Consider the following 20090-nt stretch of genomic DNA (forward strand, 5'->3'; position numbering starts at 1 on the left):
CCCGATGGACCAAGGCCGGGCTGCGGCGACAGATACGCTGCGTGATGAGCATCGTTCTTCGGCTGGACCTGGTCTCAGAGCGCCTCTGGCGCACTCTGAGACGTTTGTCGACCAGATTCCCGCTCGCCGGACTTCCGCCGCGGAGATCAGGCACTCCGCCATAATAAACTCTGAGGTTTACGTTATGGCAGGCGTTCGATGCGGACGGAGGCGAGTGGTAGTACATGCCGACTTGTCTATTTTGGCCAAGAAGCCCTCGGATTCAGCCATATGTCCGTTGTCATATTGTCAACAGGGGCGCTTGCTGTATTACGATCAACGATATGAGGCCACGGGCGATGGCTCCCCATCGGGTTGCAATGCTAGTCTTCGACGGAGTCCGAGTTCTGGACGTCGCGGCACCGTGTGAAGTGTTGTCCAGTGCCAATGATCTCGGCGCACGCTACGAAGTCGAGCTTTGCTCGTTGAGCGGGAGCGCGGTGACCACCTCTGCCGGCGTTCAGTTCGAGGTCGACTGCACAGTTGATGCCATCGATACAGTAGACACGCTGATAATCCCAGGCGGGGAGTGCCTGGCCGCCGAAACGCTTCCCCCTGATTTTATCAGTGCTATCCGCAAGCTAGCGACAACCGCGAAACGGATTGTGCCCATCTGCGCGGCCGTGTTTGCGCTCGCGGAGGCCCGGTTGCTGGCCGGTCGGCAAGTGACCGCACATTGGCGATTCGTCGAACTGCTTCGGGAGCGTTACCCCGACCTGGCAATTGACGAGAGCCCCGCCTTTGTGCGCGACGGTCCATTCCTTACTTCTGCTGGTGCGAGTTCCGGGCTAGACGTTGCGCTTGCGTTGGTGGAGGAGGACGTCGATCCGTATCTCGCGCACGAGATTGCGCGTGAGCTGGTTGTCTTTGTCCGTCGGTATGAGGGTCATCCGCAGTTGTCGCTGGCGACTAAATTCACCCGTCCCCGATACGATCCAGTGCAAGCGTTATACGAAGCGGTGGTTTTGGAACCTGCTGCCGATCATCGGCTTGACGCGCTAGCGCGGCACGTCGGCATCAGCCCTCGCCACTTGTCCAGGCTCTGCAAAAGCGAAGTCGGCCTGAGTCCGGTAAAGTACGTTACTTCTCTCCGATTGGAAATTGCGGTCGATTTGCTCGCGACTGGCGAAACGCTGGCCTCCACAGCCCGAAGAACTGGGATCGGCAGTGAAGAGACGCTGCGAAGGTTGCTGAGGGAGCATTCATGAGCCCGCTGTCAAAGTAAATTTTTCACGCGTGATTGCTTTCTATTCTTAAACCACATGGAGTACTAGTGGAACTCGAGCTTCGACATCTCAAAATGATCGATGCAATCGCTCGTTCTGGGTCTCTGAGCAAGGCGTCCGGGGAAATGAATATCAGTCAGCCATCAATGACACACCAGCTCGCCAAGTTAGAAAACTTTCTCGGAGCGCCCCTCTTCACTCGATCACCAAGAGGGGTGGAGCCGACGGATTTCGGTCGAGTTCTGATGCGGTCGACGAACTATTTGGCACCACTGGTGGCGGACTTGTCCGACCGTCTTCGATTGTCCGCCCCGCGCGATTCTGGCCCCCTTTCAAGATTTATTCGCATGGCGAGCACTGCTGGGCCATTCGTGGCACCAGTTGCGGTCGCCCTTTCTAATGTTGAGCCAGGACAGGGGATGCATTTGTCTGTAGAGGACAACATCCAGGAGTTGGCAGAAAAGCTGTACCGCGGACAGGCTGATGTTATAGTCTTGTCAGAATTGAGCGGAGTTGATTGCGCATCTCCCATCAAACTTGGCGAAACGCAAAAAATGATGATTGGCAGGAGTGAGTATGTAGTGCTCGCGAGCGAGAATAAACGATTGGGAGAAGTTGGTGGCGTTAGCTTCTCCGACCTAGACGGGGAAGAGTGGGTTTTTTCTTCCTCAACGCCGGCAGCGGTGCGAGCAGGATTTCTGAAGCTCTCGGGATGCGCTGGTTCGAGTCCGCGAGTTGTCGGCGAAATGGATCTCCTCATGGCGCAGGAGTTGGTTCGCGAGGATTATGGGCTGTCGCTTATCGACAGCGGCTTCGTGGCACCCAGCGGTACCAAGAAGATCCCCGTATTCGGGAGCCCATTCCAGATCGACCACTTTGCCTTCTGGCGAGATGGCGTTCTGGGCGAACAGTTTATCCGAGAACTTCATGAGTTCGCATCGGCGAGCACCGGCCGACCGTAACATTCTAAGTTAAAGTTCTATTAACAATGAGAGATTTGATGAAACTGCCAAAAATCGGTTCAGCGTCGGCCGTCGCAGGTCTACTACTAAGTACTGCGTGCGCCGCCCCCTCTGCCGCATCTGACGCTCCCTCAAATGCGACTGCTTCAGCCACTTTGAGTCCTAATGCGCAGATTGTCAGCGAGTTCTATCGACAGGCATTTGTTGAAGGGAACGTTGCTGGAGCATCTGACAAGTACATTGGAGACCCATATCTGCAGCATAATCCAGGCGTGGCTGACGGGAAAGCGGCGTTCGTCGACGCGATCAGCAAGCTTCAGACAGCCACGGGTGCCCGTTCGCGGGTTGGGCAGATAATTGACGGCGGAGACACGATTGCTGTCCACTCAGAGTCGACGGCGGGTCGCTCACGCGCAGCGGTCGTCGATATCTTTCGTGTCAAGAATGGAAAGATTGTCGAGCACTGGGATGTCATTCAAGAGATTCCCGGAGAAACCGTCAGCGGGCGACCGATGGTTCCCTGAACTCCTTACGAAATGATTTCTGGATATCATCCGAAGAATCGGCAATGTTGCTCTCGTTCGGTCAGAGGCGCAGGCGTTCGCAGTGCATGCTCGCCCGCATCACTGTTCGGCCACCCGGGCGGAATAATCAATCCGGGTAGTCTCGATCCGGCGTATCGCCCGGACGCGGTAACCCTGCGGACCTCCGACACCGACCGTCTCGTACCGAACCGTTGCCTAGTGAGTCTCGAAAGGCTTCCCCCGACCCGGTAAGAGCCTCTCCGCCATGTGGCTTCGTCGCCGTCGCCCCCGGCAGTTCCGTGTTCAGAAGTTTGAATCCGGGAGCGTGGTTTGCGTGCTCCCGGATTCTGCTTTGCGGAGTTCATTGCTGCACAAGCCTTGTGCGCTTGCGGTCAAGACGTGCCCTGTTGCGGTTCCTTATGCTGGCATTTGTGTGGAGGGGGGCCGGTTCTTTCGACAAAGGAGGAGTCTTGTAACGTGACTACCGTGCGGGTTGTGTCTCTGTTTCTGACCATGGCCGTTCTGCGCTGACTACCTTTCGGCAAGAATCGCTCGCCGCACGATCATTACACAAATCCCTCTCCGTTCACACTACTCTTGACGTAATAAAAGAGAAAGAGAATCATGCCATTTCGTCGAATTCCTCGGAGGGTCCCGTATATTCTTGCCGGGAGCCTCTCCGCTCTTGTGCTGTCAGGATGCATGCCAGCGGAAGAGGAAGGTCTTGCGCGTGACAAGAAAGTTGTTTTGACGAAGGCGCACGGGCCCAACAACGCGATCACGGATGTTCCCGGAATCAGGGTTGGACACTACCAGAAGGCTGATTCTGGTTATCTCACCGGGACGACTGTCGTGTGGGCGCCCGGGGGCGCTACCGGCAGTGCCTACGTGGGCGGCGGCTGGCCCGGAACCGTCAACACGGACGTTCTGCAACCAGGAAAAAATGAACAGAAACTCGACGCTGTGATGCTCAGCGGAGGTAGCTACTTCGGACTGGATGCCTTCGGCGGGGTCATCAGATGGCTGGAAGAGAACAAGCAAGGCGTTTCAGTCGGACCGACCCCTTCTCATGTAGACCCTCTCGTGGCCGGGGCCGTGGTCTTCGATCTCGACAGAGGCGGTGTTTTCTCTGCCCGCCCAGACGGAACCTTTGGGCGTGAAGCGATCGCTCGCGCATCCGGTGGGAAGATCGAACAAGGCAACGTTGGAGCAGGAATCGGCACGCAAACCAACGGCGATATCCGATTCAAGGGAGGTGTTGGAACTTCAAGCGCTGTTATCGGCGGTAGTGTCACCGTCGGAGCGATCGCGGTCGTGAATCCTCTGGGAACGCCCGTTGACCCCACCGACTGCTCCCTGCGAGGAACATCGATCAACATCGACAACGAGTTCTCCGGATATCGGAAACCGGACCCACAGGAATGCGAAAAACTTAAATCCGCAGCTACCCGCATATCTGAGGCGGGTTCGACAAAGTCATCCTCCGCGCATCCAAATACGACGATCTCGGTCATCGCAACAGACGCAAAATTGACAAAACACCAGGCGCGCGAATTGGCGAAAGCACTCAACGACGGCTACGCCGGTATCATCACCCCGTTCAATGCAGCGGAGGACGGAGACTCCGTATTCACGATGGCTACCGACCGCGTAGAAGTATCGGACGAACAATTCCAGGAATTACTCGGCGTAGCCAGAGAACTCGCTGGGCGCACCGTCGCACATGCCATGCTGAGCGCAAAAAGCACTCACGCCATACAAAGCTACTGCGACGCGCTGCCAGCAGCCTGCCTTCCATAGGCCCGATGCGAATATATCTACTCGATTGACAGCGTGTTTTCGAGAATGCAGCCATCGATCCTCCGAAAATCGCTAGGGGTAAACTGGTTGGCTTTGTAAATCGAGGATTTCGCGGCAGCCTGTTCGTGCAACACCGACCGTGACCACGATAGCCGCGGGGCACACCCACCGGCTGTCCCCTCTCCATGCAGAGGCTGTTGTTATCGCTGAGGGGTGTACCTAATGACTCGCGAACGGCTTGGGTCGTCTCGGGCCGTTCGCGAGTTCGTGTTCCGCTGGTGCCCGGCGATACCTGGGGGTCTTCGAATCCTCCGGCTAAGAGGGCACAAGGACACGCTGGCGATCGCGCTCGTAGACCAGTCCGGCCGACGCCAGCTAGGTATCACGGTCGCCACCAACGAGGCCGGGCACCAGCAGTTGATAGAGTTGGCTCGTCCAGCACGGCCCGGTCGAACCAGTGCCGCACACGGGCTGAGACCTAACCGCACGGCAGCATCGCAGGTCAGGACCTAACACGTTGCCCGCTGCGCAAAAGCTATCGGGAAGTCTAAAGCTTGCGCTGCATGCAGACCGACGCCTCGCTGTTGGCGTAGGGTCCGAACCGAGGGACCACCTGGAAGCCGCGCCGGCGGTAGAAGGAGATCGCTGTTTCCTGCCGGTACCCCGTCTCCAGCCTGAGCACGACCGCCCCGTGGTCGCGGGCGTGCCGTTCGAGTGCGTCGAGGATCGCGTCGGCGAGTCCGCGGCCGCGGAGACCGGGCACCACGTAGAACCGCTTGAGCTCGGCGAATCCGCCCCGTCCTGAAGCTCGATGCCGACCCGCCGGTCCCCCAACGCGACCGCCGACCAGGTGCACAGACCCGGCCTCCAACTCGTGCGCCGAGTACCCGAAGCTCTCGCCCTCGGCGTACGCGGATGCGGCCAGGTCATCGTCGAGTGCGTCGACCAGCGCTAGGACCTCCGGATCGCGGACGGTCACCGGACAGGTGTCGGCAGTCACGGCGGGCTGTGCCATTCCCCGGCCCCCTTACCACGGTGCACACCTCCACCAGCCGGGCACTGGCGGAGGTGAGGTTCGCGAGACGTGCACCCGAACGAAATATTTTAAACTCCGAATGTTAACAATTTATCGCCCTTTAGGATGAAACTGGCACAGGTGTTCTAGCTGTAATGCGTATTTTGCGTATATAAATGTTGCGCTGCGTGTCCGCCTTCGGCCATCCGGTGATCGTAAGTGGTAGTTGCAGCGGTCCCGGCCCTCGGCAGACAAGACCGGTGGATGCACGCGAGGGTGAGCGTGGGGGAGCTATGCAATTGAAGTCAGAGTTCACTTCCTACGAAGGTCCTGGACCTTCTTCTGGCCAAGTTTTCGACGGGGCGCGCGAGATGGCTTGCGTGGTCGCGGCGGCCAACGGAGACTTCAGGGCGGTTTCCGATCTCATCAGGGCAATCCGTCCGCGGGTGGCCTCGTACTGCCGAACGAGGCTCGGCGATACCGAGCGGGCACTCGGGTCGGTTGACGACGTCGTTCAGGAAGTGTGCATCGCGGTGATCGGCGCACTGCCCACCTACCAGGACGAAGGCCCACCGTTCATGTCTTTCGTCTACGGAATCGCACGGAACAAGGTGGTCGACGCCAGGCGATCCACGCGACGCGAGCGAGCAGAACCGGTCGACGAACTGGCCGGACTCCCCTCGGCCGACATCGGGCCCCAACAGCACGTTCTGCGCGGTGAACTGGCCGAGCAGGTCGAGCAATTGCTCTGGAAACTCCCGGATAGCCAACGCAAAATAATGGCCTTACGGGTCATGCACGATCTATCGATACGGGAGACGGCCACCGCAATCGGACTCAGCGTCGACGCAGTACGAGTCGCCCAGCAGCGCGCGCTGAAGCACTTGCGACGGACCCTCGCCGCACGCACGTCGGCGGATTGCCAGCCCATCGGCTCCGGCTCACGGGAGACGTGGACCTCACGCGGCTCAACTCGCCCGGCAAGTTCGGCCTGACCAGGATGGCCGACGCGTGCGGGATCTCCTACGACGTGCTGGCCTGGACCTCGGAGTGGTACGCGCGGAAGGAAACGCTGCGCGCGGCGAACCTGGCGATCGTCGACTACCACCAGCGCCTGCCGCTCACCGCCGTTTTCGGCACAGGCACACTGTCCTCATCGGACGGTCAGCGCTTCCCCACGCGCGGGAAGTCCGTCACGGCAAGAGCTTTGAGCCGCTACTTCGCGAACGAGGGCTCTCGACGTACGCGCACGTGACGGATCAGCACACCACCTACGGCATGAAGATCATCGTCGCCACCAAACGGGAGGCGCACTACGTCCTCGACGAGATCCTGGGCAACGCGGTCGTTCTCTGGGGATTGCCAGCCTGAGGCGAACTCTGTGACGGAGTTCCAGCAGCCCAATGGCTATGTTGATGGAGTATAGTAATCGCAACAGGTGTTATGCAAGGCGGTCAGCGGACGGTCAGCCGACCGAGTGGGAACCGACAGCCTCCGAATCTGTCAAGCGCAGGCGCGTGGTTGTTCCGGCCGTCGCCGAGAGGTCACAAGGCCTCTATTGCTCATGAGGTCTGAAGGTCTTAGGCTTGTGTCCATGGCAGCAACTTAGAAGAGATCAAGGTTGCGCTCACCGCAGCGCAGTCGGCGTTGGCGCGAGTGCTGCGCCGTCTCGGGTAGGTTACTTTGTTCTTGATCAGCGCACTCGGCGGCGTCTCCGGCACGTGCGTCACCTCCTGCCTCACTGCCGGATGCGTGCGGCTTGGCGCGTGATCTGGCCGTGGGCGTTGGCGAGATCGGCTTGTAGCGAGGCGCGGCTCACAGCGGGGCCGCCGTGGTCGGCCGCTGCGGGGTTGGCCTGTACGGCGTGGACTTGGCCGAGCAGGTCGGTGTGGCGATAGAGAAACGTGCGGTCGACCTCGGCCGCGCGAGCGATCGCCGACACGCTGATCTCTCCGCCGCTGGCGCTGGCCGTGTTGATGGCCTTGATGACGCGCTGACGCCGACGCGCGGAGTCGGCCCGGCGGCCTTCGACCATCGGGTTGTTGCTGGTCATGCGGAACGCTCCGGTCGAAGGTCGGGAAGAGGTTGGCGAACGCGAGAGATGCCGAGACTGGTGATCTTGGCTCGGCCTCGGCGGACGACCGTGACGGCCTCTTCGATCTGACCGCGCTCGTCCTCGATGAGCTCGTCGAGGTCGCCCTTCATGCGTTCGATGAGTCGGCGGATGCGGGTGATTTCAGCGTCGGAGGGCATGGTCTCGGTCTTGGCCCATTCGTCGGCGTCCAATGTGGCAGTCAGTCGTTCTCGGTGGCGCAGCAGATCAGTGAGGTAGCGCTCCAGGTCGGGCAGGTAGGAGATGTCGGCGCTGAAGTGGCCACAACCGACACAGCGGAACCGGATCGGGCAGTCCTGGCCACCGGCGGCGACGTTGGACGGTTCGGAGCAGCCGCCGTAGGGAACGGCCACCTCGCCGACCGCGCGGCGCGCGTGCTCGGAGTCGAGCATTGCCTTGGCCTGCCGCCAGATGCGGTTGCCGTGCCGGTCGAACTGCATCGTGGTGACTCGCTCAACGGCCTCGCGGCGTTCCTCGCCCACACGGTAGTAGCGCTGAGTCGTGCTGGTCAGCCGATGGTCCATCAGCTCCTTGAGCACGGTGACATCGACTCCGGCGTCGGCGTGTCGTTGCGCGTAGGTGTGCCGGTAGGCATAGGGGAAGATCTTGGCTTTGTCGAAGGGAAGTGTCTTGGTCACCCGGACGCCGTTTTCCTCGACGGTGAGCGGGATGAGCACGGGTGGCAGCGCGTTCACCCAGTCTCGGTGCCTGTCGCTGATCCCCATCGCCCCGAGCGGCTTGCGGCCGTGTGGGTTCGTGATCGGTTTCGGCAGCAGCACCAGCTCAGGGGCTGGGGTCTCGGGAAACTGGGCGCGCACTCGTTCTTGCTGTCCGACGATGAGGGCGGCGGTGGCCTCGGTGATCGGCAACCGGCGATCGTTCCGTGAACCGCAGTGCCCCGGAGTGGCCGAATACGGCTGCGTTCCAGATGTCCTTGTGTCGCTCGGTTTCCGGCGTGGCGCAAGCCAGGTAAGCGTAGTTCGCCATCGTGGCGCGCAACCGGCGGTCGATCGACGACAACGACGTCGGGTCCAACTCCTCCAACGTGCCGACTTGTGCTTGCCGCACGCGGTCGACGAAGGGCCGCAGTTCGTGGTGCCTGGTCAGGACATCGTGGTGAGTGCGCTGCTGCAAGCCGTAGAGCACTTCGGCCACGACTCAGTCAGGCAGCCCGCGCAGGCTAACGAGGTTGTTCTCGGCGACCGCAGAGGTGGTGCGGTGCCAGAGGAGTTCGTCCGTGACGGGCTCGGCCCGGCGGGTGGCGTTCCAGCGGTGGAGGTGACTTTGGCAGTAGGAAGGTTTGTGGCCCATGCGGGTGCGGGTGCACGCGGCGACCACACACGGCCCGAACGCGGGGAACCCGGTCAGACCTGGCGTCCGCAAGAACATCGGCAGGGTCTGGCCGGCCCGCTTCCGGTGGGCTTCATGAGTGAGGCAAAGCTGGGCGGCCGAGGTCGTCCAGGGCCGCAGACACCCCGGCACGACGCAGTCCCCGATGCCGATCGCGCGCCACTCACGCTTGGAGACCGCGATGAAACTCTCCAGCGGCTGGCCACCGGTCGCTTTCCAGCGGCGGGTGCAGGTGGGGCAGATCTTGCTGCTCGACGTGGTGATCTTGGTGCATCCAGCTACAGCGCAGGCGTTCCACCCGAGCGCGGGATGAGCCTCCGGGAACGTCACGATCCTTCGGTCATGGTCCCAGACGATCACCTCAAGGAACGCGGATTCGATCACTTCCCACAACCGGGCAGTGACGTCCGTGCTCGCCTCGTGGCCTCGCACCAGAGGCAGGGGTGTCGTCATCGGGTGACCCCCTCGACCAGCACGCGGGGCGTGGGTACCCGATCCACCGCAGCGCGCAGCCGAGAAGCACTCGGGTGCAGGTAGGGCTTCCCAATGACGTTGTCAACTCCCAGACGCCTCCGTGGTGATGGACCGATGAGGATGTCAAGCTGCGGCGGGCAGTGGGGGCGAGGGCTCGTAGAGCCGGTTGTCTCGCAACAGTGCCCACAGGACGTTGACGCGGCGTCGTGCGAGTGCGAGCACGGCTTGGGTGTGCCTCTTTCCCTCGGCTCGCTTCCGCTGGTAGTAAGTGTGCGATTCCGGGGAGTTCCGGATGCTGATCATCGCGGAGTAGTAGAACACGCGGTTGAGCCCGCGAATGGTATCGCTTGGGGCGATGCAGATTGCCTCGGATCCATCCGGAGTCCCAGTGGGCGGGGGCAAGGCCGGCGAAGCCTGCCAGACGGTCCGGTGTACCGAAGAAATCCATGTCGCCGCCGGTGGCGGCGAGGAACTCGGCACCCAGGATGGTGCCGATTCCGGGCAAGCTGGTGATCACTGCGGCGAATTCGTGCTGACGAAATCGACCCTCGATGAGCTTTTCCGTTTCCCTCATACGGTCGTTGAGGGCGATCATCTCCTTCGCCAGGTCGGCGACCATCGCGGCGGTCAGGTTCTCGCCAGACAGGGCGATCTGCTGGTGGTGCGCGGCGGCGACCGCCACCGCGGCAAGCTTGTCCGCGGCTCGGACATTCCTTGCGCGCAACCAGGTTTCGAGCCGCGAAGTGCCGATACGGCGCCGCGGGAGTCTGGTAGCCGGTCAGCAGGGTCAGCTGTCCGGTGCGGGTCAGGTCGTCCAAGGCTCGTTCCAGGGCTGGAAAGATCCCGGCGAGCAGGCTGCGGAGCCTGTTGACAGTGCGGGTGCGGTCGGCGATCAGATCCGCTCGCCGGGCGGTGAGCAATTTCAGGTCCCCGGTGATCTCGTCGCCGGGACGCAGGGGATGCAGGTCATGACGCATCCGTGCCTGGTCGGCGATGATCGCCGCGTCGCGGGCGTCGGTCTTGCCTTCGCCGCGGTAACCGCTGGCGGCACGGTTGAGCATGCGGCCGGGAATGTGGAGCACCAGCTGTTCGTGAGCGATCAGCAAACCGGCCCCGCCATCGACGAGATCTGCCGCCCAGACCGTCTCGTCCGACAGCGCGGTCACATCGGCGATCAGGCTCAGCAGCTCGGGCTCGTCGTTGGGCACCCGCCGAGACAGCAGACGCTTGCCGTTCCCGTCGATGACCACGCAGTGATGAGCGGTCTTGCCGATGTCGACACCAGCCCAGACCCGGGCCATAGATACCTCCAGCTCGTCGCGTCCACGTGCCACGGACGACCTCGCCGGCGTTGCCCTACACAGCGATCTGCTCGCACATCCCAATCTGCGGCCGGGTCGTCGCGAGGAACCGGGCGGCCAAGCGCCTCGAGCCGCGGTCGGCACAGCGATGAAAGCCACACCCGGTTCCCCTGGGCCTCCCGGACCTTACGACTGGCCGGTTCAACCCCGACAAGGAAGGCAGGACAGCGATGATCGGAGCGTGCTGTCTGCCCGTTCTGGATCGATCTGTCCAGCCGCGCCTTGCGCCGCGACGGAGTCGGGCGGCCGCTCGCGGTCGCGCAATCCACCTAGACTCCGGTGCCGGTGGCACCCGCGGGTGCGCCCCCTCGGGACGCAGCCCGTCCGGTAGACCATGGTTCGAGACGCACTCGCCACCGGCGTTCGGACATCCCAGCAACAAGGCGCCCTACCCGAAGGATTGGCCGCCGCTCATGAGGGCCTCATGAGCGGCGAAGTCCTTGCTGTCACGGACAAAACGGCTGGCCTTGCCGAGCGGAACCGCGGGCGCGTGGCGGGTTGGCCGTCGAGGCCGCGAGTGAGCATGCGGTCGATCAGTCCGACGTTGATCGCCTCTGTCTCCAGGGCGCGCCCGCAGGCTTCGTCGACCGCGTCGGCGCCGTGCCTGCGGACCAGGTCGAGCAGCCGGTCGACCTGCCGCATTTTGGTCCAAGGCAACGAATGTTCCAGGCGGGCGGCGACATAGCTGGCGATGTGCTCGGCGTGCGCGGCAGTGCAACCCGTCGAGGTCCCGAATGGCGTAGCGATCCGATGAACTGCTTAACGTAACCGTATAACTACCCTTCGTGCCAGACGGGGCACGCGGGCGAGGTACAGTCGCCGGGCCGGTTCGGCGCTAGGGAAAGCGGACGTCAAAGCGTTGGTCGACTCGCTGGCGGAAGCGGGTCGACAGGTGATCAGCGCGAGCCCGGGCCCGGCTGCTGGCGACGGTGCTTTCGGCGCGGGATCAACGGCTCCGCCAGCGCCCACAACTCGTCCGGCACCAACCGCAACGACAACCGATCGGACTTCCCGGTTCTGTCGAGGCGCCGACGTGGCAAGGCCAGATCCCACCGGATACGGCTCGGTTCGACCTGCCCGACTGGATGCCGGAAGCCTGGCGCTTCCTCAAGGCGGACCCGGGGCTCGCCGCAGCCGTACACGCCCGCTACGAAGCGATGCGACTGCATCGCCGGCATCCATCGCTCGCATACCTGACCTACGTAGCGGCGATCGAGAGCTTCGGCAAACGCTTCGTTGACGACGCGCCGTACGACTGCCAACCTAACTGCCCCCATCCGAAAGGTGTGGCGCAGAAACGCTTCCGCAAGGCCCTCAAAACTGTGCTGAGTAACACTGAGATCAGGCATTTCGCCACGGTCGCATACAAGATCCGCTCGTCGACTGGGCATGAGGGGAGCCTGTTCAGATGGGAGCAAACCTTCGGTCGACTGCCTTTCTCCTTGTTTCAGACCGTTCCGAATTTCGACATTAGCCGGCTCGGGGAGATGAGAAATGTCAGTCAGCAGGTGCTCATCACAGCGCTAGCCAACGGTTCTCGAACGGACCAGCGCCCCAGCGCATAGCCCGGCCGACGTTTCGCCTTGGACCTTCTACATCGGCCAGGGCACCACGCCGAAGCGTCACCGCCATCCGTGATGGTCGTCGCGCGGACTCGGGGTATCCATCGATTTCTGCAGGCGGCGCACCCGAGGCTCGCGCGGAGCCGACGGCTGCGGCCACATGTGTCAGCTGACGGCAGGTCGCTCCCGCGGACGCCGTGGGCGCGAGTTCGAGGTCGGGTGCCGCAGGGCCATCCGGCGGCGGTGCTGCCGCAGGCGGCACATGGAGGCAATTCGCAGGTCCGGGTCACGCCCTGCGTCGATGACCGTCCCAGGCAGTGCGTTGTCTCCGCACAGCTGCGAAATTTCACTGCTGATCGGCCGAGCTTACCTGTCCCCTGCGTCTCCGGTTTCGGTGTTGCGAGGGCTTTGGCTCAGCTGCCGGGCAGCGTGCCGGACCATGTCGGTGAGGTCGTCGAGCGTTTCGGACGGCGTCGACCACCGGTGCCAGTACAACGGCACCTCGACCACATGCGGCCGCATGATCCGCACGAGTTCCGACTGATACGGCTGCTCGGCGATCTGCGCCTCGGGAAGCACGCTCCAGCCGAGCCCGTCGTACACGGCATCGAGGTACTCGTGATTCGAAGGAACATAGTGCGTCGGCGGTTCCTCTCGTATTCCGAACTGGCCGAGCAGAGCGGCGATCAGCGCGTCCCGGTGATCGAATCTGAGCGTGGGCACGGCGACAAGGTCCGCCGGCACGGTGATGGGTGCGCGCTTCAAAAGGGTCCGGCTGGCGACCGGAATGTACCGGATGACCCCGAGCGGTTCGGCGCGGCAGCCTTGCGGCGGTGTCGGGTCGGTGGTGACCGCGGCGGCCACCCGAGCCTCCCGCAGCAGGACAACCGACCAGTCTTGATCCTGGATATGCAGGTCGATCAACCAGCGTCCTTCGTTCGCGATGCGCTGGATCACCGGGCGAAACCAGGTGCTGAGCGAGTCGGCGTTGATGGCGATGCCGATTGACACCCTGTTCGGAGGGCCTCCGTGCAGCGCCCTCAATTGCGTCTCCGCTTCCTCCTCCGCGAGGAGGACCCGCCGAGCGACGCCCAGCACTATTGCACCGGTTTTCGTCAACGACGCCGGCTGCTTGCGCACGACCGCGGGACCGCCGAGCTCGGCCTCCAGCGACTGAATGCGCTGACTCAACGCACCAGGCGTCAGATGCAACTCGGCCGCAGCGGCGGTGAAGCTGCCGAGCCGATCGACTGCTTCCAGCGCCTCCAACTGTCCCGTCGTCCATCGCATGTAGATATTTTAAACGAGCTGTAAATTCTTTCGATTGCATGTCCGCTCCGTCCCTCCATAGGGTGGCGAACGACCGCACGGTGAAGGGCAGGCAGTGAAACGCGTTTTCCCCGAGGCGGCCGTTGGCCTGGCTGCGGATCCGCACCTCAGTGCCGAACTGCACATAGCGGTTGAGTCTGATCCCGAGGGATCAGGCCTCAGTTCCAGCATCGAGTCCAAAGCTGCGCGCACGTCGGCGTGCGCGTTCTTTCTCGGGCACGCACCGAAACTCTCCCGTGATTTCCGGCTGGGCCCGTCCTGCCGAGCGAGAGCCTTGTTTCGACACTAGCGATCCGCCTACGCCACGAGCCGTCTTAAGGGGAGGGGAATCGTCATGACCGCTACGCGTGCGGGTTCCACGCGCACCGTGTCCGGCACCGACAGCGCTTACAGCGTCGCCGACGGAGTCGCTGTCGTGGAGTTCGGTGGATCGGGACGCAATACCTTTCCGACCGAGAAAATGGAACGGCTGACCGTCCTCGTCGGAGAAGCTGCCGAAGACTCTCGGGTTCGGGCGCTGGTATTCGGCGCGGGAGAGGGTCGGTCGTTCGGCGTCGGCGGAGATTTCAACGAGGTCGGCACTTTTACCGGCGGCCGCGAAGTCGCTCGCTGGATCAACGCGTGCGTCGACCTGTACCGCAGCGTTCTGGCATTCCCCAAACCCACCGTCGCCGCCGTGGAAAAGTACTGCATCGGCATCGGCCTCCAACTCGCGCTGTGCGCGGACTGGAGACTCGCAACCGCCCGAGCCGACCTGCGGATGCCCGAGTTGAAACTGGGAATCTCCTGCATTCTCGGCGCACCGCTGCTCTACGAGCGGGTATCCGCGCATGTGGCCAATCGCATGATCATCGGGTGCGGATCCTGGTCCGCCGGGCAAGCCCTGGCCGACGGTCTCGTGGACGAAATCGCGGCCGGCCCGCTGCTGCCCACGTCCGTGCGCCTCGCGGGCGAATTCGGCGAATACCAGCAGGTACCTGTCTCCCGCACCAAAGCATTCGTCAACAACCGCCTCATCATGCGGCTGGAAGAGGCGCGGATAGCAGCGATCGAAGGCCACCGCGCCGGTTTCGCGGCCAGCAGCGCGGCGCAGGAAAAAATGCGGTCCATCGTCGCCGGGCGGGACGCGTGATCCCCGACGAGTCCGCCGGCTTCGTCCTGCACGGCGGAGACTCAGGCCTGCACGAGACCGGTTCCGTGCGCCCTTTCGAGACGCTTGGTCTAGCCGACCCGCCAGAGCGGACTTTCATCACGCCTCCGCACGGCTCGTGGAGCCTGTTCCTCGCCGTGCGCGGTGACGGCTCGTGGACGTTGTCCAACGAGTTGTGCCGCATCGGCGTGTCCTCGCGCGAACTCGCCGATGGTTCGTCTACGAGGCTTCCGGCTGGCACTCGGTTCACGGCCCGGGAAGACGGATCGTGGACTTCGCGTCCGGCAGTGACCGAGTACGAGGCCGCCACCGAAAACCCGGCAGCCACGTCGGAGATGACCGTCGAGGACGCCATGACATGGGTGGACCAGGTTCTGCAGCACGAGGCCGCCTGCCTCGCGACCCGCGGCCAGCCGGTGCGGCTGCTGCTCTCCGGTGGCGTCGACTCCGGGCTGCTCGCCGCATATCTCAGCCAGGCGGACGCCGAGGTATCCGCCTACAGCGTCCGCACACCTTGGGGACACGAGCTTGACGGCGCGCGACGTACGGCTGAGCACGTCGGTGTCGCGCTCGACATCGTCGACGTAACTGCCGAGCAAATCGCCGAAGAAATTCCGCGGTGCATGCGGTGGCTCCAGTCGGCGGATCCGGAACTGGTCGCGGTCCATGTGCTCGCGACCTGCGCCGCTTACCTCGCGGAGGCGGAGGGAGCCGATCTCGTCACCGGACTCGGCAGCGACTTGCTGAACTCGCGGCGCGAGACCGGGATGCGCGCGGTTTCGTCCCGGCTCGCGGACCGGGTTCGCGCGGTGAGCAGCAGTGGTCTCATGGCCACGGGCGAACCTGCAGCCGGGCCGAGAATGGTACATCCGTACTGGACGCCCCGGACGATTCCGGCGCAGCTCGCGGTACCGGACCGCTTCAAGACCAGCGTCCAGTTCGACAAGTACTACCTGCGCCGGCTGGCGGCCGAGCAGTTGCCGTCCCGCATCGCATTCGGAGCCAAAGTCGCGATCCACGAAGGGTCAGGGCTCGTCGGCGGGATGGAGGCATATCTGCGGACTTCACCGGCCGACCACTGCGCGCGCCTGTGGGCACAGCTGGTCGCGGACGCGGCCGGCCCGGAGAGAGGACAGGCATGAACCCGAGCACCGGGCATCCGGCCGGGCAGACCGGTTCGGCAGCCGCTGCGCTGGGTCGGGAATCGTCCCGGCGCGCTGCTGAGCACGGCTACGCGATCGTACGCGGCCCCGACTTGGACAAGGCGGCGTTTTCCGAGCTTGTCAAGGCGATCGGGGATCTATCGGACCACCGCTTCGGCACTGGAGAGGCGGGTCTGCTCGACCTCGATGCGAGCCCGGACCCCGAGAAGGTGATCACCGGCCGCAGCCAACTGCCGCTGCACACCGACGGCGCTTTGGTCGGCTCCTCCCCGAAGTTCATCGTCCTGTACTGCCATGCCTTCGAACAACCGGAGGGTTCGGGGTGCACCGAAGTGTGCATACAGCGCGACTTCCTCCAGACGGCCACGCCCGGGCAGCAGCGCGTCCTGGCCGGGGAGTGGGAATACTTCGTTACCGACGCCTCGCATTTCCCCGACGTGGCCAACCGCTGGATCAGTGTTCCCGCGACGCTCCCCGGCTCGCTGGGGCCCCGTCTCAACCTCGCCATGCCATTCGGCGGAGACCCGGCAGGATGGCAGGTTCGGCTGCCGGGGGTGAGTGCAGAACGCAGCCGCGAGGCTCTGCGCGAACTCGAGGCTCGGATGCGCGCGACAGCTTCGTTCTACACTCACGAGTGGGCTGCTGGGGATCTTCTGGTGCTCGACAATGAGCTTGTCTTGCACGGCCGGACCAGCATCAGAGCCGGCGGCCGACGCCATCTCTTCCGAGGCCAGGTCAACGGATGACCGCCGTCACCGCGAGCGGTTTCCTCGATCTGCTCCTCACCGAGCAGGCCGGCGAGCGACCCGCCATCACCCAGGCAAACCGGACCTGGACCTACGCGGAGCTAACCCGCGCAGGCCTGAAGTGGCCCGCCCAGCTGCGCGACCATGTCCGCGAAGGCGAAGTCGTGTGCGTCGATCACACCGACGACGCGTTCACCCACGCCGCGCTGCTGCTCGCCACGATGGACGCTGGCGGCATCCACGTTTCGGCGCGCAAGCCCAGCGACACGTGGGCACGCCTCCACCGGATCGGCAGGCCATGGCACGCGGTCACCGCCGCGTCGCCGCGCGAGCGCGCTTTTTCGCCGGCGTCGGTTCATTCTCCCGACGGTCAGCTGACCGATGCGGCGGGAAAGAACGAGCGGAACTCCACCGGCTGTCCGCCGGACCGCGGCGGGCGCATCCTGGAGACCTCGGGTTCGAGCGGGGAACCCAAATGGGTCTACTGGACGGAAACCGATCTCCTCGCGGACCGGCTCGCATGGGTAACCGAAGTCGACCTCGGCCCCAGCGACATCGTGTTCAACATGCATCCACTGGATTTCGCACACGGCGTCGACGTCCACCTGCTCGCCGCCCTCTGCGCCGGGGCACTGATGGTGCACCATCCCGGCCAGTTCGACCCGGCTGCGATCCGGCACGCGATCAGCGCTTCGCAAGCCACCTACATGAGCGCCTTGCCATCGCATTACGAGCCTATCGCACGCGCCAGCGACGGTGCCGCCGCTCTAGGCCGGCATCTCGGCGTCGCACTCGCCGGTGGCGCGCTGCTCACCGGCGCAACCGCCGACGAGGTATACGAGCGGTGCGGAATCGTGCTGCGGCGCCTGTACGGTGCCACCGAGGCCGGGATCATGTGCGCGGATTTGCGACCGGCTCGGCGATCCTCTCCGTTCCTGCCGCCGATGACCGGGGTCGAGATGCGATTGCGGCCCATTCCCGGAATCGATCTCGCCGAGCACGGGGTCGGCGAGCCCTGTTTCCGCCGTGCGCACTCGGCTGCCGGCTACTGGGCCGATCCGGTGCGGACCCGGCAGGCGTTCTCCGACGGCTGGTACGCCAGCGGGGATGCGGTGTTCCACGACCGGACCGGCAGGGTCAAGGTGCTCGGGCGGGCCGGAGACGTCTGGGTCGAGGGCGGCCGGGTCCACTCCGCGAGCGCGTTCACCGACGCGCTCGCCCGTGTCGCAACGGTCGCGGAAACAGTGGTGTTCGCACCTGCGGCGAGCTCGTCCGGCACCGTCACAGTGCTGTGTCGGCTCAAGGCCGCGGCGGGAGAGCTTGCCGACGTCCGCACCCGCTGTCGACCAAGCCATCGCGCCGTTCGGCTGCGACTGCACCGTCGTCTTGGTCACCGACTGGCCCAGGACGGCGGTCGGCAAACCAGACCGCCAGGCCTTGCTGGCTTGGGCTCGAAATCTCTAGGAGCTACCTGTGCCATCTCCGACCGGCTATACGAGCTGGACCGGCAATGTCGGGCTCAGCGAGACCGACCGCGACGATTTCGCACTGATCGTCTCCGCCCGTCCCACGACCTCATCCGCGGTGTACACGCAGTCCCTGTTCGCCGGGCCGTGCGTGCGCCTCAGCAGGGCAGCCACCGACGAGCGCGCGGCCAGAGGCGTTGTCGTGCTGGCGAAAAACGCCAATGTAGCCGCCGGCGAAGCAGGACTCGCCGACGCAGACGAAGTGCGTGCCCGCGCGGCCGCCATCGCCGGAGTGGAACCGGAGGAACTCGTGATCGCGTCCACCGGGGTGATCGGCAGGCCGTACCCGATGCCCCGGATCCGGGAGGGAATCGCCGCGATCGCGGACCGCCCGAGATCGCTGGAGGGCGACGCGGTCGCGCGGGCGATCATGACGACCGACACTTGTCCCAAAGTCGCCGCTCGCCGGGTCGGCGGCGCGACTGTCCTCGGCATCGCCAAGGGCGTCGGCATGATCGAACCGGACATGGCGACGATGCTCTCGTTCGTCTTCACGGACGCGGCCGTGCCCTCGGACCGCCTGGACCCGCTCTTCCGACGAGTCGTCGCCAAAACCTACAACTCGGTCTCGATCGACACCGACACGTCGACCAGCGACACGGCCGCCGTCATCGCCAATGGCGCTGCCGGCCCCGTGAACCTTGACGAGTTCGAGTCCGCGCTCACGGCGGTGTGCACCGACCTGGTCAAAATGATCGCCAAGGACGGCGAGGGGGCCACGACGTTGATCGAGGTCGCCGTGACCGGTGCGCGGGACACCGCCCAAGCCGCCCGGGTCGGCAAGGCCGTCGTCAACTCACCGCTGGTCAAGACCATGGTGCACGGCCGGGACCCGAACTGGGGACGGGTGCTCATGGCTGTCGGCAAATGCCAGGACGACCGCCCAATCGACCCGGACCGGGTGACCGTCTCCTTCGGCGGCCACATCGCCTACCCGGGCCGCGGCACCGACGCGCCGCTGGCCGAGATCGCAAGCCACCTCGCGGACGACGAGGTGCACATCGGCGTCGACCTCGGGCTGGGAGATGCCGCATGGGTCGTGTACGGATGCGACCTCACCGAAGACTACATCCGCATCAACGCCGATTACACGACATGAAACCCGAGCGCTATCGCCACCGTCAGCTGCCGAAGAGTTCAAGGAGTTGTGTTGTCTGCCAAACGAGAGGCGCGCAGTGGCATCGGGCATCTGGATGCCGCGCGATACGAAGTGCAACGTCGGCCGCTGACGCCGCGCGAAGCGGACGTGGTGCTCGACCAGATCGGACAATCGGCCGCGATCACCGGCTACAGCCGCGCCGAATGGCGGGGTAAGCGGGACGTTTTCGCGCTGATGGACCGTTCGGCCGACGAGCTGATCGCCGTCGTGCTGGTGCACCGCTTGTCCGGCGGATGGAGCGAGATCGCGGTCGTCTTCGTGTTGGAGGGCCACCGCGGGCAAGGGCACGGCACAACGATCCTGCGCTTCGCGCTCCGCACGCTCTCCTCGGACGGGCGGCGGAAGCTGCTGCTCTTTTCCGACGACACAATGGCACACCTCGCCCGGATCTGCGGATTCACAGTGTTCGACAGCGAACACGCCTATCTATCCCAGCATCCGAAAGACCGTTTTTTCATGAGGTTTTCCTATAAAGCGCAATGGCTCGCCAACGCGTACCGGCTACGCGAGCTGCGCCGCAAACGCGCTGAGCTCGGCAGCACGTTCACGTTCAAGATCGGCGTCCTCGACTCGTAACGGAGGAAGAACCCC

Annotated in this window: 18 protein-coding genes and 3 pseudogenes; 14 read left to right on the forward strand and 7 right to left on the reverse strand. The window is 64.0% G+C overall.

The features are described 5' to 3' along the window. Positions 1-359: 359 nt before the first annotated feature. The 4 genes from DMP23_RS20875 (at position 360) to DMP23_RS20890 (ending at position 4551) form a co-directional block, all read left to right on the forward strand. The gene (locus DMP23_RS20875; RefSeq protein WP_337822218.1) at positions 360-1247 is read left to right on the forward strand and encodes a GlxA family transcriptional regulator; all 888 of its coding nucleotides are present in this window, start codon (positions 360-362) and stop codon (positions 1245-1247) included. Positions 1248-1312: 65 nt separating this feature from the next. Beyond that, a complete protein-coding gene (locus DMP23_RS20880) occupies positions 1313-2227 on the forward strand; it encodes a LysR family transcriptional regulator (protein ID WP_337822219.1) in 915 nt (304 codons plus the stop codon). A gap of 38 nt (positions 2228-2265) precedes the next feature. After that, positions 2266-2751: a nuclear transport factor 2 family protein gene (locus tag DMP23_RS20885; protein WP_337822220.1), complete on the forward strand. Its 486-nt coding sequence runs from the start codon at positions 2266-2268 to the stop codon at positions 2749-2751. A gap of 702 nt (positions 2752-3453) precedes the next feature. Further along, entirely contained in the window at positions 3454-4551 is a 1098-nt protein-coding gene (locus DMP23_RS20890; RefSeq protein ID WP_337822221.1) for a P1 family peptidase, read from the forward strand. A 547-nt stretch (positions 4552-5098) separates the two neighbouring features. Here DMP23_RS20890 and DMP23_RS20895 read toward each other — a convergent pair. Next, the gene (locus DMP23_RS20895; RefSeq protein ID WP_337822222.1) at positions 5099-5566 is read right to left on the reverse strand and encodes a GNAT family N-acetyltransferase; all 468 of its coding nucleotides are present in this window, start codon (positions 5564-5566) and stop codon (positions 5099-5101) included. Positions 5567-5937: 371 nt separating this feature from the next. Here DMP23_RS20895 and shbA point away from each other — a divergent pair, with 371 nt between their 5' ends. Both shbA and DMP23_RS20905 read left to right on the forward strand, forming a co-directional pair. After that, positions 5938-6561 (forward strand): RNA polymerase sigma factor ShbA, encoded by a 624-nt coding sequence (gene shbA / locus DMP23_RS20900; protein ID WP_337824429.1) that lies wholly within the window; start codon positions 5938-5940, stop codon positions 6559-6561. Beyond that, positions 6552-6910, forward strand: a pseudogene (locus DMP23_RS20905) (Tn3 family transposase); the annotation flags it as partial. The gene shbA and the pseudogene DMP23_RS20905, both read left to right, overlap by 10 nt. 394 nt (positions 6911-7304) lie before the next feature. On the opposite strand, the gene DMP23_RS20910 reads toward DMP23_RS20905, so the two are convergent. From DMP23_RS20910 to DMP23_RS20925, 4 genes and pseudogenes are all read right to left on the reverse strand, one after another. Beyond that, positions 7305-7619, reverse strand: a complete 315-nt coding sequence (locus DMP23_RS20910) for a hypothetical protein (RefSeq protein WP_337822223.1) — start codon at positions 7617-7619, stop codon at positions 7305-7307. Continuing rightward, positions 7616-8548, reverse strand: a complete 933-nt coding sequence (locus tag DMP23_RS20915; RefSeq protein WP_337822224.1) for a hypothetical protein — start codon at positions 8546-8548, stop codon at positions 7616-7618. The genes DMP23_RS20910 and DMP23_RS20915 overlap by 4 nt, the downstream gene beginning before the upstream one ends. 289 nt (positions 8549-8837) lie before the next feature. Then, positions 8838-9413 (reverse strand): hypothetical protein, encoded by a 576-nt coding sequence (locus DMP23_RS20920; RefSeq protein WP_337822225.1) that lies wholly within the window; start codon positions 9411-9413, stop codon positions 8838-8840. Positions 9414-9626: 213 nt separating this feature from the next. Next, positions 9627-10804 (reverse strand): annotated as a pseudogene (locus DMP23_RS20925) (IS110 family transposase). 558 nt (positions 10805-11362) lie between these two features. On the opposite strand from DMP23_RS20925, the gene DMP23_RS20930 reads away from it, so the two are divergent. Beyond that, complete coding sequence (locus tag DMP23_RS20930) at positions 11363-11632, forward strand: hypothetical protein (protein ID WP_337822226.1); 270 nt, start codon at positions 11363-11365, stop codon at positions 11630-11632. A gap of 161 nt (positions 11633-11793) precedes the next feature. After that, positions 11794-12429: a hypothetical protein gene (locus DMP23_RS20935; protein WP_337822227.1), complete on the forward strand. Its 636-nt coding sequence runs from the start codon at positions 11794-11796 to the stop codon at positions 12427-12429. Positions 12430-12792: 363 nt separating this feature from the next. Here DMP23_RS20935 and DMP23_RS20940 read toward each other — a convergent pair whose 3' ends face one another. Further along, positions 12793-13695, reverse strand: coding sequence for an ArgP/LysG family DNA-binding transcriptional regulator (locus DMP23_RS20940; protein ID WP_337822228.1), 903 nt, complete (start codon positions 13693-13695; stop codon positions 12793-12795). Positions 13696-14089: 394 nt separating this feature from the next. Here DMP23_RS20940 and DMP23_RS20945 point away from each other — a divergent pair, with 394 nt between their 5' ends. The 4 genes and pseudogenes from DMP23_RS20945 to DMP23_RS48075 form a co-directional block, all read left to right on the forward strand. Next, entirely contained in the window at positions 14090-14887 is a 798-nt protein-coding gene (locus DMP23_RS20945; RefSeq protein ID WP_337822229.1) for an enoyl-CoA hydratase/isomerase family protein, read from the forward strand. Further along, complete coding sequence (locus DMP23_RS20950) at positions 14884-16047, forward strand: asparagine synthase C-terminal domain-containing protein (protein WP_337822230.1); 1164 nt, start codon at positions 14884-14886, stop codon at positions 16045-16047. The genes DMP23_RS20945 and DMP23_RS20950 overlap by 4 nt, the downstream gene beginning before the upstream one ends. Continuing rightward, a complete protein-coding gene (locus DMP23_RS20955) occupies positions 16044-16814 on the forward strand; it encodes a TauD/TfdA family dioxygenase (RefSeq protein ID WP_337822231.1) in 771 nt (256 codons plus the stop codon). Before DMP23_RS20950 ends, DMP23_RS20955 begins: the two co-directional genes overlap by 4 nt. Next, a pseudogene (locus DMP23_RS48075) lies at positions 16811-17806 on the forward strand (AMP-binding protein); the annotation flags it as partial. The gene DMP23_RS20955 and the pseudogene DMP23_RS48075, both read left to right, overlap by 4 nt. A gap of 53 nt (positions 17807-17859) precedes the next feature. Here the strand turns inward: DMP23_RS48075 and DMP23_RS20965 are convergent. Next, the gene (locus DMP23_RS20965; RefSeq protein ID WP_337822233.1) at positions 17860-18093 is read right to left on the reverse strand and encodes a hypothetical protein; all 234 of its coding nucleotides are present in this window, start codon (positions 18091-18093) and stop codon (positions 17860-17862) included. 194 nt (positions 18094-18287) lie between these two features. Here DMP23_RS20965 and argJ point away from each other — a divergent pair, with 194 nt between their 5' ends. Both argJ and DMP23_RS20975 read left to right on the forward strand, forming a co-directional pair. Then, positions 18288-19439, forward strand: coding sequence for a bifunctional glutamate N-acetyltransferase/amino-acid acetyltransferase ArgJ (gene argJ / locus DMP23_RS20970; RefSeq protein ID WP_337822234.1), 1152 nt, complete (start codon positions 18288-18290; stop codon positions 19437-19439). A 51-nt stretch (positions 19440-19490) separates the two neighbouring features. Further along, complete coding sequence (locus DMP23_RS20975) at positions 19491-20075, forward strand: GNAT family N-acetyltransferase (protein WP_337822235.1); 585 nt, start codon at positions 19491-19493, stop codon at positions 20073-20075. Positions 20076-20090: the final 15 nt, after the last annotated feature.

Source organism: Amycolatopsis sp. A1MSW2902, assembly GCF_017312175.1.
GTDB classification, from domain to species: domain Bacteria; phylum Actinomycetota; class Actinomycetes; order Mycobacteriales; family Pseudonocardiaceae; genus Amycolatopsis; species Amycolatopsis nivea.

Excerpts from the sequence above, each read along its gene's own strand:
- DMP23_RS20875 (WP_337822218.1), top strand. The coding sequence starts at position 360 with ATGCTAGTCTTCGACGGAGTCCGAGTTCTGGACGTCGCGGCACCGTGT.
- DMP23_RS20885 (WP_337822220.1), top strand. The coding sequence starts at position 2,266 with ATGAAACTGCCAAAAATCGGTTCAGCGTCGGCCGTCGCAGGTCTACTA.
- DMP23_RS20890 (WP_337822221.1), top strand. The coding sequence starts at position 3,454 with ATGCCAGCGGAAGAGGAAGGTCTTGCGCGTGACAAGAAAGTTGTTTTG.
- DMP23_RS20895 (WP_337822222.1), bottom strand. The coding sequence starts at position 5,566 with ATGGCACAGCCCGCCGTGACTGCCGACACCTGTCCGGTGACCGTCCGC.
- shbA (WP_337824429.1), top strand. The coding sequence starts at position 5,938 with ATGGCTTGCGTGGTCGCGGCGGCCAACGGAGACTTCAGGGCGGTTTCC.
- DMP23_RS20910 (WP_337822223.1), bottom strand. The coding sequence starts at position 7,619 with ATGACCAGCAACAACCCGATGGTCGAAGGCCGCCGGGCCGACTCCGCG.
- DMP23_RS20945 (WP_337822229.1), top strand. The coding sequence starts at position 14,090 with ATGACCGCTACGCGTGCGGGTTCCACGCGCACCGTGTCCGGCACCGAC.
- DMP23_RS20955 (WP_337822231.1), top strand. The coding sequence starts at position 16,044 with ATGAACCCGAGCACCGGGCATCCGGCCGGGCAGACCGGTTCGGCAGCC.